Origin of the sequence: Parvularcula sp. LCG005, assembly GCF_032930845.1 — a bacterium.
Taxonomy (GTDB): Bacteria; Pseudomonadota; Alphaproteobacteria; order Caulobacterales; family Parvularculaceae; genus Parvularcula.
The window spans coordinates 2,392,432-2,405,791 of record NZ_CP136758.1 but is presented as its reverse complement, the minus strand read 5'-3'; the positions used below and the strand labels follow the sequence as shown (position 1 = coordinate 2,405,791).

General features: G+C 59.5%; 15 protein-coding genes. 8 read left to right on the top strand and 7 right to left on the bottom strand.

Going from position 1 to position 13,360, the window contains the following annotated elements; genetic code table 11:
• The first annotated feature begins 37 nt into the window (after positions 1-37).
• A complete protein-coding gene (locus RUI03_RS11380; protein ID WP_317287583.1) occupies positions 38-1,420 on the top strand; it encodes a PleD family two-component system response regulator in 1,383 nt (460 codons plus the stop codon).
• Between the two features lie 75 nt (positions 1,421-1,495).
• Here the strand turns inward: RUI03_RS11380 and glnA are convergent, their stop codons facing one another.
• The 4 genes from glnA to ruvX all read right to left on the bottom strand — a co-directional run bounded on the left by glnA (position 1,496) and on the right by ruvX (position 5,120).
• Positions 1,496-2,902: a type I glutamate--ammonia ligase gene (glnA, locus tag RUI03_RS11375; protein WP_317287582.1), complete on the bottom strand. Its 1,407-nt coding sequence runs from the start codon at positions 2,900-2,902 to the stop codon at positions 1,496-1,498.
• Between the two features lie 200 nt (positions 2,903-3,102).
• Positions 3,103-3,693 (bottom strand): glycerol-3-phosphate 1-O-acyltransferase PlsY, encoded by a 591-nt coding sequence (gene plsY / locus RUI03_RS11370; RefSeq protein WP_317287581.1) that lies wholly within the window; start codon positions 3,691-3,693, stop codon positions 3,103-3,105.
• A complete protein-coding gene (locus tag RUI03_RS11365; protein WP_317287580.1) occupies positions 3,694-4,647 on the bottom strand; it encodes an aspartate carbamoyltransferase catalytic subunit in 954 nt (317 codons plus the stop codon). It abuts the gene before it with no gap.
• Positions 4,644-5,120, bottom strand: coding sequence for a Holliday junction resolvase RuvX (gene ruvX / locus RUI03_RS11360; RefSeq protein ID WP_317287579.1), 477 nt, complete (start codon positions 5,118-5,120; stop codon positions 4,644-4,646). The genes RUI03_RS11365 and ruvX overlap by 4 nt, the downstream gene beginning before the upstream one ends.
• Here ruvX and RUI03_RS11355 point away from each other — a divergent pair.
• Genes RUI03_RS11355 through RUI03_RS11325 form a run of 7 tightly spaced genes read left to right on the top strand, consistent with a single transcriptional unit; the run spans position 5,119 to position 10,668 of the window.
• Complete coding sequence (locus RUI03_RS11355) at positions 5,119-5,880, top strand: hypothetical protein (protein ID WP_317287578.1); 762 nt, start codon at positions 5,119-5,121, stop codon at positions 5,878-5,880. The two genes, ruvX and RUI03_RS11355, sit on opposite strands and share 2 nt — an antisense overlap.
• Before the next feature lie 38 nt (positions 5,881-5,918).
• Positions 5,919-6,218 (top strand): Asp-tRNA(Asn)/Glu-tRNA(Gln) amidotransferase subunit GatC, encoded by a 300-nt coding sequence (gene gatC / locus RUI03_RS11350; protein WP_317287577.1) that lies wholly within the window; start codon positions 5,919-5,921, stop codon positions 6,216-6,218.
• On the top strand, positions 6,218-7,726 hold the full coding sequence (gene gatA, locus RUI03_RS11345) for an Asp-tRNA(Asn)/Glu-tRNA(Gln) amidotransferase subunit GatA (protein ID WP_317287576.1): 1,509 nt from the start codon (positions 6,218-6,220) through the stop codon (positions 7,724-7,726). The genes gatC and gatA overlap by 1 nt, the downstream gene beginning before the upstream one ends.
• Before the next feature lie 40 nt (positions 7,727-7,766).
• Entirely contained in the window at positions 7,767-8,198 is a 432-nt protein-coding gene (locus RUI03_RS11340; RefSeq protein WP_317287575.1) for a VOC family protein, read from the top strand.
• Positions 8,198-8,638 (top strand): VOC family protein, encoded by a 441-nt coding sequence (locus RUI03_RS11335; protein WP_317287574.1) that lies wholly within the window; start codon positions 8,198-8,200, stop codon positions 8,636-8,638. The genes RUI03_RS11340 and RUI03_RS11335 overlap by 1 nt, the downstream gene beginning before the upstream one ends.
• Positions 8,639-8,660: 22 nt before the next feature.
• Complete coding sequence (gene gatB / locus RUI03_RS11330) at positions 8,661-10,160, top strand: Asp-tRNA(Asn)/Glu-tRNA(Gln) amidotransferase subunit GatB (RefSeq protein WP_317287573.1); 1,500 nt, start codon at positions 8,661-8,663, stop codon at positions 10,158-10,160.
• 13 nt (positions 10,161-10,173) lie between these two features.
• Positions 10,174-10,668, top strand: a complete 495-nt coding sequence (locus tag RUI03_RS11325; RefSeq protein ID WP_317287572.1) for a hypothetical protein — start codon at positions 10,174-10,176, stop codon at positions 10,666-10,668.
• On the opposite strand, the gene RUI03_RS11320 is transcribed toward RUI03_RS11325, so the two are convergent.
• From RUI03_RS11320 to pdxA, 3 genes are read right to left on the bottom strand one after another with little or no spacing between them, the layout of a single operon-like run.
• Positions 10,665-11,438: a 23S rRNA (adenine(2030)-N(6))-methyltransferase RlmJ gene (locus RUI03_RS11320; RefSeq protein ID WP_317287571.1), complete on the bottom strand. Its 774-nt coding sequence runs from the start codon at positions 11,436-11,438 to the stop codon at positions 10,665-10,667. The genes RUI03_RS11325 and RUI03_RS11320 overlap by 4 nt on opposite strands.
• A gap of 2 nt (positions 11,439-11,440) precedes the next feature.
• Positions 11,441-12,283: a 16S rRNA (adenine(1518)-N(6)/adenine(1519)-N(6))-dimethyltransferase RsmA gene (gene rsmA, locus RUI03_RS11315; RefSeq protein ID WP_317287570.1), complete on the bottom strand. Its 843-nt coding sequence runs from the start codon at positions 12,281-12,283 to the stop codon at positions 11,441-11,443.
• A complete protein-coding gene (gene pdxA / locus RUI03_RS11310; protein ID WP_317287569.1) occupies positions 12,280-13,359 on the bottom strand; it encodes a 4-hydroxythreonine-4-phosphate dehydrogenase PdxA in 1,080 nt (359 codons plus the stop codon). Before pdxA ends, rsmA begins: the two co-directional genes overlap by 4 nt.
• Position 13,360: the final 1 nt, after the last annotated feature.

The following is a 13,360-nucleotide window of genomic DNA, read 5'->3' as shown; positions in this document are numbered from 1 at the left end:
TGCTGACCCGACGTGGGGAGCGTCACGAGGACACGTCATGACCGCTAGAGTACTTGTTGTTGACGATCTGGCACCGAACGTAAAACTGCTCGAAGCAAAGCTGCGCGCAGAATATTTCGAGGTGCTGACATCGTTATCAGGCGAAGAAGCGCTGGAGATCGCTGCCAGTCAACAGCCTGATATTGTGCTCCTTGATGTGATGATGCCCGGGCTGGACGGCTTTGAGGTCTGCCGCCGTCTCAAGGAAGACCCGATCACCTGCCATATTCCCGTTGTCATGGTCACCGCGCTGGACCAGCAGTCCGACCGCCTCGCGGGGCTGAAGGCCGGCGCCGACGACTTTCTGACTAAACCTGTTCAGGACGTGGCCATGTTTGCGCGAGTGCGCAGCCTGACCCGCCTGAAGCAGATGACCGACGAACTGCGCTATCGCTATGTGAAAGGCGCCGAACTGGGCGCTGTGGCCCCGTCCTATACGGACCTTGATGAGGCCACCATGGTCAGCTCGATCATGGTCATTACCGACGAACCCTTTATTGATGGTCTTGTTGAGGACGCTGAGGGCCTGCCCGGCAAAGTCCATTTCCACTTCGAGAATGACGCACGGCAGTCCCTCGACCTGATCCGCAGCCAGATGCCTGATCTGATCATGATTGATCTGGCGCTTGAGTCCTACGACCCGCTGCGGCTGTGTTCAGCCATCCGCTCGTTCGAAAATGCACGTCTCAGCCCACTGCTGGCATTGGCGCGCGATGATGACATGCGAAAGCTTGTACGCGCTCTTGATATTGGCGTGAGCGACTATCTGATGCGCCCGATCGACAGCCAGGAGATGGCCGCGCGCGTGAAAACGCAGCTGCGTCGCAAGCGTTATGTCGAACATCTCCGCCAGTCGGTGAATGAAACGCTGGAAATGGCGGTGACGGATCCGCTCACGGGCCTCTACAATCGTCGCTATCTCGCCAACCACCTGCCGCGTCTGCTGCGCGATGCCAAGGAAGAGGCTAATCCGCTGTCTCTGATGGTCATCGACGTCGACCACTTCAAGAAAGTGAACGATACACTTGGCCACGATATCGGCGATGTGGTCCTGCGAGAGATGGCGCAGCGGATGAACTTCTCGATCCGCGGTATCGACCTGGCCTGCCGCTTCGGTGGTGAAGAGTTCGTTTTCGTGATGCCCGACACGGACCGCCAGTCTGCGGAAGCCATCGCAGAACGCCTGCGAAGCCAGATTGCTGAGGCGCCCGTTGATATTGGTGCCGGCGATCCGATCACTATCACCGTATCGATCGGTGTGGCGACATCGGAGCCAGGCAATCTCGATGACACGCCGCAGGATATTCTCAAGCGCGCCGATGATGCGCTGTACAAGGCCAAAGACACCGGTCGGAACCGCGTTGTGGCGCAGGCCGCCTGAGCAAAGCGACCAGACAGTCGACACAAAAAAGGCCGGAGCGATGCTCCGGCCTTTTCTCGTTCAGGAGAGCTGCGATTAGCAGCTGTAGTACATGTCGAATTCGACTGGGTGAGGTGTCGTGTTGTAACGGACAACCTCGGCCATTTTCAGTTCGATATAGGCGTCGATCTGGTCGTCGTTGAACACGTTGCCCTTTTTCAGGAACTCGCGGTCTGCATCGAGGGCAGCAAGCGCCTGCTCGAGGGACGAACATACCGTTGGGATACCGGACTGCTCTTCTGGCGACAGGTCGTAGAGATCCTTGTCCATGGCTTCGCCGGGATCGATCTTGTTCTCGATACCGTCAAGACCGGCCATGAGAAGGGCCGAGAAGATCAGGTATGGGTTGCCCATCGGGTCAGGGAAGCGTGTTTCAAGACGCTTGGCCTTTGGTGAGCTGACCCAGGGGATACGAATCGAAGCAGAGCGGTTGCGCGCGGAGTAGGCGAGCATGATCGGCGCTTCGAAGCCTGGGACCAGACGCTTATAGCTGTTGGTCGTTGAGTTAGAGAACGCGTTGATCGCCCGTGCGTGCTTGATGATGCCGCCAATGTAGTGAAGGCAGGTTTCGGACAGGTCCGCATAACGGTCGCCTGCGAAAACCGGCTTGCCACCCTTCCAGATCGACTGGTGGACGTGCATGCCTGAACCGTTATCGCCGTAGACAGGCTTGGCCATGAACGTGGCCGTCTTGCCGAAGGCGTGCGAGACTTGCTTCACGACGTATTTGTACTTTTGCAGCTGATCTGCGACTTCGACGAGGGTGTCGAATTTCATGCCGAGTTCGTGCTGGGAAGGCGCCACTTCGTGGTGGTGCTTCTCTGGCTCGATGCCCATTTCGCGCATGTAGATCAGCATTTCGGACCGCAGGTCCTGCTCGCTGTCCACTGGCGGTACTGGGAAGTAGCCACCTTTCGTGCGCGGACGGTGGCCCATATTGCCGCCTTCGAACTCACGGCCCATGTTGTATGGACCTTCGGTCGAATCGATCATGAAACCCATGTGATGCTGGTCACTGGAGATCCGCACGTCGTCGAAGATGAAAAATTCTGCTTCAGGACCGAAGAACGCCGTGTCACCGATACCTGTCGATTTCAGATAGGCTTCAGCGGCCTTGGCCGTCGTCCGTGGGTCACGATTGTAAGGCTGGCCGGTGGAAGGCTCGAGCACGTCGCAGGTCAGCGAAATCGTTGGCTGTGCGAAGAACGGGTCACGCACAAGCGTTTTTGTGTCTGGCATCAGGATCATGTCGCTCTCATTGATGGCTTTCCAGCCAGCAATGGACGAGCCGTCGAACATGGTGCCGTCGGTCAGGAATTCCTCGTCAACAAGAGGCGCCTCAAAGGTGACGTGGTGCCACGTGCCCTTTGGATCGGTGAAGCGCAGGTCGACAAACTTGATCTCATTGTCCTTCACATATTTCAGGACGTCTTTTGCAGACATGTACAAACCTTCTTTGGTTGATGCGCCGGGCCAGAGCAGCCCGCTCCCACGGCGGCGCAATGTGCGTAGATTTCGCGTTAGCGCAAGATAATTTGGTAACAAAAGCTATTTTGATGCGCAATAGCAAAACAGCTTGGCATATTCTGCCGCGCGAAAGGGCGCAAACATTCGCTACACCTTGCCACTACGCAGGTGCAGCATCAACCCTTCTTGCCAATACGCGACTCAGTCCCGTTCAGGAGCCGCTCGATGTTCGGGCGATGCCGATAGAAGATCAAGGCTGCCATGAACACGGATGCTGCGAAAAACATGAACTGACCGTTCACCAGAAACAGGAACGGCGTGACCATGGCCATGACCAGGGCGGAGAGGGAGGAATAGCGGCTGATGACCGCCGTCAGCAGCCAGATACCGGCGGCAGCGAGGCCGACGGTCCAGTTGAAGGCGAACAGCGTGCCCAGAAACGTTGCCACGCCCTTGCCGCCATTGAACTTCAGATAGATCGGGAAACAGTGACCCAGAAAAGCGAAAGCGCCGGCCACCGCCATGGGCGCCGCGGCCCCTTGGGTGAAAGCGGCGGCGATACCGACCGCGATCGCCCCTTTGCCGCTATCGAGCAGTAATGTCGCCAGCGCCAGATCCTTGCGTCCGGTCCGGAGCACGTTCGTTGCACCGATATTGCCGGAGCCGACGCTGCGGATATCGCCGAGCCCGGCCATTCGGGTCAGGAGCAGGCCAAACGGCACTGAACCCAGAAGGTAGGCGAGGGTGGCGGTCAGGATGAAAGTCATTCAGCGGCGAGCCTCTTCAAGCCATTCAAGAACGGCCATACGGGTCGCCACCCCATGTGTCACCTGCGAGCGAATGAGCGAGCGCTCGGGATCGTCAGCCAGCGCATCGCTGATCTCCACGCCGCGATTCATCGGGCCGGGATGCATGACGATGGCATCGGGGCTCGCCCGTTTCAGCTTGGCGTGGTTCAGGCCAAACTGTTCGTGGAAACCATCCAGCGACAGGCCCTCATCCGCGCCGAACCGTTCCTTCTGTATTCGAAGGGCCATGACCACATCCGCGCCGTCAATGCCGTCCCCCAGATCCTCGATCATGGCTGCGACACCGGCCGGCTTCTCTGATGGAAGCAGTTGCGACGGACCGACGAGCGTGATCTGCGCGCCCATCCGTGAGAAGCCCTCAATGGCGGAGGCGGCAACACGGGAATGCCGGATGTCGCCGCAAATGCTCAGGCGCACATCTTCCAGCCGATCGTCAGGCTGCCGCTTCAGGGCATAAAGAACGCTGCTGACATCAAGCAGCCCCTGGGTCGGGTGGCCGAGCGCGCCTTCGCCTGCATTCAGGATCGATGTCGGATAGCCGTTTCGCTCAATAACCGACACGGCGCTGGCAATGGTGCCTGCGGGGGCGGCGCGGATAACAAGGTAATCCGCACCCTGGGCACATAATGTCACGACCGTATCGTCAACCGTCTCGCCCTTGTGCACCGATGAGGCGGCCACCGGGACCACTGACACAATGGCGCCGAGCCGCTTGGCCGCTACCTCAAAGGAGAGGTTGGTGCGGGTCGAATTTTCAAAGAAGAGATTGAACTGCAGCCGGCCTTCCAGAACGGGTTTGGGATATCGTCCCTGGTCCATCATGCGCCGGAAGGTGAGCGAGCGTTCGAGAATTTGAAGCAGGGCCTCATCGTCGAGCGAGGCAATATCGGTAAGGTGACGGGCCGTGGTCATGGGTGCTCTCTTTGCGCAGCGGCGTTCATCCGATCAAGCGCGCCCTGCAGGATATAGCTGGCGGCCATTTCATCAATGACGGCGGCGCGCCGGGCACGGCTCGTATCGAGGGCGATCAGCTCCCGCTCAGCTGCGGCGGTGGACAGGCGTTCATCCCAATAGGCCACCGGCAGATCAGTCACGCGGCGAAGATTGCGGGCAAACGCTCTGGTGGATTGGGCGCGCGGCCCTTCGGTACCGTCCATGTTGCGGGGAAGGCCAAGGACCAGGCCGACCACGTTCCGCTCGGCAGCCAAGGCGATCAGCGCCTCGGCATCGCCCGTGAATTTCGTGCGCCTGATCGTCGTGACAGGGGTTGCCAGCGAGCGATTCGGCGTCGACACCGCCACGCCTATTGTCTTCGTCCCCAGATCAAGGCCCAATAGCGGGCCGTAGGGGAACTGTGCCGCTGCTGTCAGGAAGTCGTCGTCCATGCACGCCCTTTGGTCTGTCCTGTTGCTCTTCGCAAGCATCGAAGCACACGCGGCACCCTCCTGGGTGACTGAAGCGCAGGACACTCACGCCGCGATACTGATGCCCGCCTACCGCGCGGCGTTTCCGACAATTGCCCCGGACGATCCTGTCTTCGAGGTGACGCTCGACGACAGCGTGGCAGGACAGATGAATATTGCTGCAACGACCGACGTCAATGTGATCCGGGTCCGTCTGACGGGAGAAGGCTGGTCCGGCCTGACCGCGCAGGGCGATGCTCTTCTCAAACAGAACACGGCCCATGAACTGGCCCATGTCTGGCAGTTGGCGCGGCTCGATGCGGTGTGGGAGCCGCGATGGCTGCATGAAGGTTTCGCGGAGCTGGTTGCCGTCGACATCCTTGTTCGGTCCGGTCTGTGGTCGGTGGCGGATCGCGACCGATGGCGCGACCGGACGGACGGGCGGTGCGAGAACGCGATGAAAACGGGCGCGCTGGCCGGACGGTTTGCGGTCGGCGATGAAGCCGCTGCCTATGCCTGCGGCTATGTCGTACTGGACGTGGTAGCTGTGCGGCTAGGCATGACGGGTGCCGAACTCTTTCTTGCCTATGCCGACGCTGTGGAGCATCCAGAAAAGATGATGCAGCTCGCCGATGCGGTGCGGATCGATACGCTGAGCGGGCTGAACCGATTTGTTTTTGAAGACCTCTCCCGGGCAAACGGGAAATGGGTCATCGACGCGCTGCGCGCTGGACGACTATAGACGGCGCTGGTAGGCGGACCGGCTGAGAAAGGATCCCGATGAGTATCGACAAAGAGACCGTTCGGAAGGTGGCAAACCTGGCCCGGATCGAGCTTCCCGAAGACCGCCTTGAGCCAATGGCCAGGGAGATTTCCGGCATTCTGGGATGGATTGAACAATTGGACGAAGTCGATGTGACCGGTGTTGAGGCCATGGCCTCCACTGTTGAAGTCGGCCTGCCCATGCGTGACGACGTTCTGACAACGGATGGAACCGGCGGTGGCCGGCCCGAAGAGATCGTGGCCAATGCGCCCAAGACCGAAGAGCATTTCTTTGTCGTGCCCAAGGTGGTCGAATAATGACGGACATTACCTCTCTCTCCCTCGCTGAGCTGCGCGACGCACTGAAGGACAAGAAGCTGTCTTCCCGCGAGGCGACCGAAGCGTATTTGAAAAATATCGAAGCGGCCAAACCGCTGAATGCCTTCAACACGGTTACCGCTGAGCGCGCGCTTGAAATGGCGGACGCCAGTGATGCTCGCCTCGCCAAGGGCGAGGGCGGCGCACTGGAAGGTGTGCCCCTCGGCATCAAGGACCTCTTCTGCACCAAGGGTGTTGAGACGACGGCGTCGAGCAATATCCTGCGGGGCTTCAAGCCCACCTATGAAAGCACGGTCAGCGGTAATCTGTTCGCGGACGGTGCGGTCATGTTGGGCAAGCTGAACCTCGATGAATTCGCCATGGGCTCGTCGAATGAGACCTCTGCAATGGGTCCGGTGATCAATCCCTGGCGCCGGTCCGGCGACAATGCCACGCGCATTGGCGAGGACGGCAAGGTGGTCGGCGGCCTGACGCCCGGCGGCTCCTCGGGCGGCTCGTCCACGGCCGTCTCAGCGCATCTGTGCGCGGCGGCAACAGCAACCGACACCGGCGGCTCCATTCGTCAGCCTGCGTCACTGACCGGTACGGTCGGTGTGAAGCCGACCTATGGTCGCTGTTCCCGCTGGGGTGTAGTGGCGTTTGCATCGTCCCTTGATCAGGCCGGACCGATAGCCCGGACGGTTCGCGACTCGGCGATCATGCTGAAGTCCATGGCGGGCCATGACCCCAAGGATTCCACGTCGATCAATGTGCCAGTGCCTGATTACGAGGCGGTGCTGGGGCAGGGCGTGAAGGGCCTGAAGATCGGTGTGCCGAAGGAGTATCGTATTGACGGTATGCCATCCGAAATCGACGAATTGTGGCAGAAGGGGATCGACTGGCTGAAGGACGCGGGCGCAGAGGTGAAGGAAGTCTCCCTGCCGCTCACGAAATACGCCCTGCCGGTCTATTATATTGTCGCGCCCGCCGAGGCATCGTCGAACCTCGCGCGCTATGACGGCGTGAAATACGGCCTGCGTGTCGACGACAGCAACATCCATCGGATGTATGCCAAGACCCGCGCCGCCGGGTTTGGCGAAGAGGTTCAGCGCCGTATCCTGATCGGCACCTATGTGCTGTCCGCCGGCTATTACGACGCCTATTATCTCAAGGCCCAGAAGGTCCGTAAAAAGATCTTTGATGAGATGATGCTGGCCCTGAACGATGTGGACCTGTTGCTGACGCCATCCGCGCCATCCTCAGCTTTCGCGCTGGGTGAGAAATCCGACGATCCGATTGCCATGTATCTGAACGACGTCTTCACTGTGACGACGAACCTTGCCGGCCTGCCGGGCGCTTCCGTGCCTGCGGGCCTTGATGCCAACGGTCTGCCGCTCGGCTTGCAGCTGATCGGTCGTCCGTTTGACGAGGAAACCATGTTCCGCGGCATGGCGGTCCTGGAAGACGCGGCTGGCTTTACAGCTCAGCCTGATCACTGGTGGTCATGATGCGCACTTTGGGAACAATTGAAGGGGCGGGAGAAACGTCATGGAGCTGAACAGCTGTATTCCCAGTCTGGTCGTGAAAGACGCGCGTGCTGCGCTGAAGCTGTACGAGACGGCATTTGGTGCGCAGATCGGGCATGTGATGGAAGGCAGCGGCGGCAAGGTCATGCATGCCGCCTTCAAGATCGGCAACACGACCCTGTTCATCAATGACGACATGGAAATGATGCCGCGGCACCCATCGCCGGGAACGCAGTCGACTGGGTTCTACGTTTACGTGCCAAGCTGCGATGAGGCCTATAAACGGGCGCTCGACACGGGCATGACAAGCGTCTTCGAACCCAAGGACATGTTCTGGGGCGACCGCACATCGGCAGTGCAGGATGAGTTCGGCTATATCTGGTCTCTCTGCGAACATGTCCGCAGCGTGAACGTCGAAGAGATGGAAAAAGCACGCAAAGAGGCAGGCTGGTAATGGAATATCTGCACACGATGGTTCGCGTTGCGGATCTCGATGCCGCGCTTGATTTTTACTGCGCCAAGCTGGGTCTAGAAGAGATCAGCCGGATGGACAATGAGAATGGCCGCTTCACCCTGGTCTTCCTTGCCGCTCCCGACGACGCGGAGCGTGCGCGTGAGCACAAGGCCCCCATGGTCGAACTGACCTATAACTGGGACCCCGAGACCTATCAGGGTGGACGTAATTTCGGCCATCTGGCCTACCGCGTCGATGATATTTATGCCGTGTGCCAACGGTTGATGGATGGGGGCGTGACGATCAATCGTCCGCCTCGGGATGGCCATATGGCCTTTGTCCGTTCACCGGATGGCATTTCGATTGAACTGTTGCAGCGCGGCGTGTCGCTCGCGCCGCAGGAGCCCTGGGCGTCCATGGAGAATACCGGAAGCTGGTAAGCGTCCGTGAAGGAGAAGATGAATGAGTGAGCCTGTGAAGCTCTTGTCTGGCGAAACCGGGGACTGGGAGGTCGTTATCGGCCTGGAAGTCCACGCGCAGGTTTCCTCCGTGGCGAAACTGTTTTCCGGCGCTTCCGCCGCCTATGGCGCGGGGCCCAACGAAAATGTCAGCCTGGTTGACGCCGCCATGCCGGGCATGCTGCCCGTCATCAACCGCTATTGCGTGGAGCAGGCGGTGCGGACGGGTCTCGGCCTCAACGCCAAGATCAACAAATGGTCGCGTTTTGACCGCAAGAACTATTTCTACCCTGATCTTCCGCAAGGCTATCAGATTTCGCAGTTCAAGGACCCTATCGTGGGCGAGGGCGAGATCGAGGTCGAGCTCGACGACGGCGAAGTGATCAAGGTCGGTATCGAACGCCTGCACCTTGAACAGGATGCGGGCAAGTCGATCCACGATCTGTCGGACTCCGACAGCCATGTGGACCTCAACCGCTCTGGCGTTGCCCTGATGGAAATTGTCTCAAAGCCGCAGATGCGTTCGGCGGAAGAAGGCGCGGCCTACTTCTCCAAGCTGCGGACAATTGTGCGCTATCTTGGCACCTGTGACGGCAATATGGATCAGGGCTCCATGCGGGCGGACGTGAACGTATCGGTCTGCCGCGCCGGAAACTATGACAAATTCCGGGAGAGTGGCGATTTCAGTTTCCTAGGTACACGGACAGAAACGAAGAACGTCAACTCGATCCGCTATGTGCGCCAAGTCATCGACTATGAAGCGCGCCGCCAGATCCAGGTGATTGAAGGCGGCGGCAAGATTGACCAGGAAACGCGGCTGTTCGACGTGAAGACCGGTGAGACGCGGATGATGCGCTCGAAAGAGGACGCGCATGACTACCGCTATTTCCCGGACCCGGATCTGCTGCCGCTGATCCTCGATGACGCGATGATCGACGATATCAAGGCATCGCTTCCGGAACTGCCGGACGAGAAGAAACGCCGTTTTATCTCGGATTACGGCCTGTCGATATACGATGCGACGGTGCTGGCCATGGACCGCGAGAAGGCTGAATTTTTCGAAGCGGTCGCTGAGGGACGTGATGGCAAACTGGCGTCGAACTGGCTGACGACAGAGCTGTTCGGTGTGCTGAACAAGCAGGGGCTGGAGATTTCCGAATCGCCGATTACCACGGCGCAATTGGGCGGCCTCATTGACCTCATTTCCGACAAGACCATCTCCGGCAAGATCGCCAAACAGGTGTTCGAGATCATGCTCGAAGAAGGCGGCATGCCCGGCGACATTGTCGAACAGCGCGGCCTGAAACAGGTCACGGACACGGGCGCCATCGAAGCCGCCGTGGACGCGGTCATTGCGGCGAACCCGGATCAGGTCGCCAAGGTCAAGGACAAGCCCAAGACCATGGGCTGGTTCGTGGGCCAAGTGATGAAGGAGACCGGCGGCAAGGCCAACCCGCAAGCGGTCAACGAAATCCTGCGCGCCAAGCTGGGTGTGACGGAGTAGAGTGACTATCAAAATGGACTGGTCGGACGAAAAATTGATCGCTCTTTCCAAAGCTGAGCGTACGAGTCTGAGGCGAAATGCGGACAGAATGGGGCATCGCGACCTTGTTGAGCGACTAGACAATTTGAATGTGCGGGGTCGTTCAAAATCTGTGGGTCGAAGTGCGCCCACTGGCCCTGTGATCGGATATCATTTCATCTGTCCTACAGAGTTAGCGATTGAGCGACTGCCCGATGGCCAGTTTTTGACTGGTGTTTGGAAAGTTGCAGAAAGCCAGGTTGCGCGGTCGATGGCGGTTGGGGCGTATGTTGCTCTTCACACTGCTAAAACCGAAACATCCTATCTCATGGGAGAGATTGTTGGTTGGTCAGTGGAGAAACGCAACAAAGGCGATACTTCCTCAACCGGTATAACCTTTACGTGCATAGAGCGACCCACCTCCGAACTTTGGTATGGTGCAGGCGCGGGCGAAAAAGGCTACCGCTACGACGGCGACGATCCAGCCTAACACTTTTCTAGAATATGCTCACTTTGAGCAAGGCTTGCATCGAATGCCGCCTCGCTCTGCCATGGCGGATTGATCAGGATAAGGCCTGATCCCGTCATGCCTTTGCCGCCTTTCAGCGTGAATGAAACTTCGTGCCGGATATGGGGCAGTGACGACAGGGCGTCGGCCATGGCGTCATGCCTCCTCGCGGCAAGTATTGGATACCAAAGCAGGATGCTGGCTTCGGGCCATTTTTTCATCAGCTTCGGGATGAAATTGGCGACCTCGTCATATTCGGTTTTGACCTCATAGGCGGGGTCAATCAGCACAAGTCCTTTGCGCGGGCTCGGCGGGGCGATGGCCATCAGGCCCTCGTAACCATCGCGCTTGTGAATTTCTGCCCAGCCACCGCGCATATTCTCTTTCAATGCCGCATTTTCCGCCGGGTGCAGTTCCATCAGTACGATTCGATCCTGGGATCGGAGAAGCTGCGAGGCGAGCAGGGGGGACCCGGCATAGGCGCTGTCGCCGTGCATGGCCCGGACTTCCGCTAGCGCCCGCGCATAGGGGGTGTCGGGTTTCATTGTCAGACGCCTGATCCCCTCGGTGGCTTCACCCGTCTTCTGCGCCTCGGCCGATGTCAGATCATAAAGCGCCCGCCCGGCATGGGTCTCTATGTAGGAGATACCACGGTCTTTTTCGGTCAGCAGGCGGAGAAGTTCGCACAGCACGATATGCTTGTGCAGGTCGGCCGGATTGCCGGCATGATAGGCGTGTTGATAAGACAACATAATCAGGCCTTTCGAGCGGCCATCAGCGCATCCGCCAGCTGCAGAAACTGATCCACACTCAAGGTTTCAGCGCGCAGGGTTTCTTCAAGCCCTATATGATCGAGGGCGTCCTTCAGGACCGCCTCTCCGAACAGGGGTTTCAGCGACGCCCGGATCATCTTGCGCCGCTGGCCGAATGCCGCTGCCGTCACTTTTTCAAGCGCTGCAATCCGTATCGGGTCGACCTCCAGCGTGTCGAAGACGACGACAGAGCTGTCCACTTTCGGGGGCGGCGTAAACGCGCGCGCCGGCAGGTGGAAGCCAAGGGAAGGCCGGCTGGCGGCCTGCGCAATGACGGATAGGCGGCCATAGGTCTTGGACCCCGGCGCTGCCAGGATCCGGTCGGCAACTTCGCGCTGGAACATCAGCACCATGCGCTGCCACCAGCGCGGGGTTACCGTGAGCCATTTCACCAGCAGTTCCGTGGAGATGTTGTAGGGCAGATTGGAGGCAATGTAGGTCGTGCGCTGATCAACAATCTTTTGCTCGTCATAGGCCAGCGCATCAGTCTCAACCATGGAAAGTTGACCGGGATAGGCGGCGGCCAAATCTTCCAGAATGGGCGCAATACGGGCGTCCCGCTCGATCGTTGTCAGATCGGCTTCGGTCTCCAATAGCGCGCGGGTGAGGCCCCCGGGGCCCGGCCCGATCTCCAAAATATGGTCGCCCTTGGCGGCGCCTGTAAGGCGGGCAATCTTCCGCGTCAGGTTCAAGTCGAGGAGGAAATGCTGGCCCAACCCCTTTTTGGCGGCAAGGCCATGTTCCGCGATTACATCGCGCAGGGGCGGTAATTGGGTTGGCGTCATGAGGAGACAGGCGCCTGAACCGCATCGAACACTGTCCGTGCCGCTGCCATTCTGTGTGCCGAATAGATGGCGTTGATCAGGCTGTCCGGCCGCGCGATTTTCTTGCCGACGACATCAAGGGCTGTCCCATGATCCGGTGAACTGCGAACGATGGGCAGGCCCAGCGTCGTGTTGACCGCGGCATGAAACGCGATGGTCTTGATCGGGACCAGTCCCTGATCGTGATACATGGTCAGAGCCGCATGGTACTGCGCCCGCGCTTCTTCATGAAACATCGTGTCGGCCGGAAACGGTCCCATGGCATCGATGCCCTTGTCCCTCAGCGCCTTGATGGCGGGAACGATCACATCGATTTCCTCACGGCCCAGATGGCCCTGTTCACCAGCATGGGGATTCAGACCCGCCACGGCAATGCGAGGGGTGTCGACACCGTAATCGCGCACAAGTGCTTCGGCCAGAACCATGCCTGTACTGACGATCCGCTCGAGTGTCAGAGCCGCTGATACGTCTTTGAGGGGCAGATGCACCGTGACGGGGGCCACGCGAAATGGCCCCGCGGTCAGGATCATGACCGGTCCCCGGGTCATCCCGTGGGGAAGCTCGGTGGTCTCGGTCAGGTGACCCAGATATTCGGTGTGCCCTGGATATTCGAAGCCAGCATCCTGCAGCGCCTGTTTCTGGATGGGCAGGGTGACGACCCCGCATGCTTCGCCGTTAAGTGCGGCGGTAACGGCGATATCGATGCTGGCCGTCACGGCACCGGCGGTGGAGGGAGTAGGGCTGCCGGGCACGACGGCGCGCAACGCATCGAGGTGCAGGTCGGGGAGGGGCAGGATGGGCAGGCCATGGCCGAACTGCTCTGTCGCCTCACTCGGACTGGCAATCGTGGCGATCGGCACGTCAAGGCCAAGCCCGCGCACGAGCCGTTCGACCCGGAAGGGATCATCGACGAGGAAGAAGGTAGGGACCTTGCCATGGGGCATGTCGGCAAAATGCCGATAGGCCATGGCCAGAATTTCCGTGCCGATCCCCGCCGGCTCACCCATGGAAACGGCGAGGGGAGAGGATAGTGACAAG

Coding starts and splice junctions, on each gene's coding strand:
- RUI03_RS11335 (WP_317287574.1), top strand. CDS start 8,198: ATGGAATATCTGCACACGATGGTTCGCGTTGCGGATCTCGATGCCGCG.
- RUI03_RS11325 (WP_317287572.1), top strand. CDS start 10,174: ATGGACTGGTCGGACGAAAAATTGATCGCTCTTTCCAAAGCTGAGCGT.
- gatC (WP_317287577.1), top strand. CDS start 5,919: ATGAGTATCGACAAAGAGACCGTTCGGAAGGTGGCAAACCTGGCCCGG.
- RUI03_RS11355 (WP_317287578.1), top strand. CDS start 5,119: ATGCACGCCCTTTGGTCTGTCCTGTTGCTCTTCGCAAGCATCGAAGCA.
- ruvX (WP_317287579.1), bottom strand. CDS start 5,120: ATGGACGACGACTTCCTGACAGCAGCGGCACAGTTCCCCTACGGCCCG.
- plsY (WP_317287581.1), bottom strand. CDS start 3,693: ATGACTTTCATCCTGACCGCCACCCTCGCCTACCTTCTGGGTTCAGTG.
- rsmA (WP_317287570.1), bottom strand. CDS start 12,283: ATGACGCCAACCCAATTACCGCCCCTGCGCGATGTAATCGCGGAACAT.
- gatB (WP_317287573.1), top strand. CDS start 8,661: ATGAGTGAGCCTGTGAAGCTCTTGTCTGGCGAAACCGGGGACTGGGAG.
- RUI03_RS11320 (WP_317287571.1), bottom strand. CDS start 11,438: ATGTTGTCTTATCAACACGCCTATCATGCCGGCAATCCGGCCGACCTG.
- gatA (WP_317287576.1), top strand. CDS start 6,218: ATGACGGACATTACCTCTCTCTCCCTCGCTGAGCTGCGCGACGCACTG.
- RUI03_RS11365 (WP_317287580.1), bottom strand. CDS start 4,647: ATGACCACGGCCCGTCACCTTACCGATATTGCCTCGCTCGACGATGAG.
- glnA (WP_317287582.1), bottom strand. CDS start 2,902: ATGTCTGCAAAAGACGTCCTGAAATATGTGAAGGACAATGAGATCAAG.
- RUI03_RS11380 (WP_317287583.1), top strand. CDS start 38: ATGACCGCTAGAGTACTTGTTGTTGACGATCTGGCACCGAACGTAAAA.
- RUI03_RS11340 (WP_317287575.1), top strand. CDS start 7,767: ATGGAGCTGAACAGCTGTATTCCCAGTCTGGTCGTGAAAGACGCGCGT.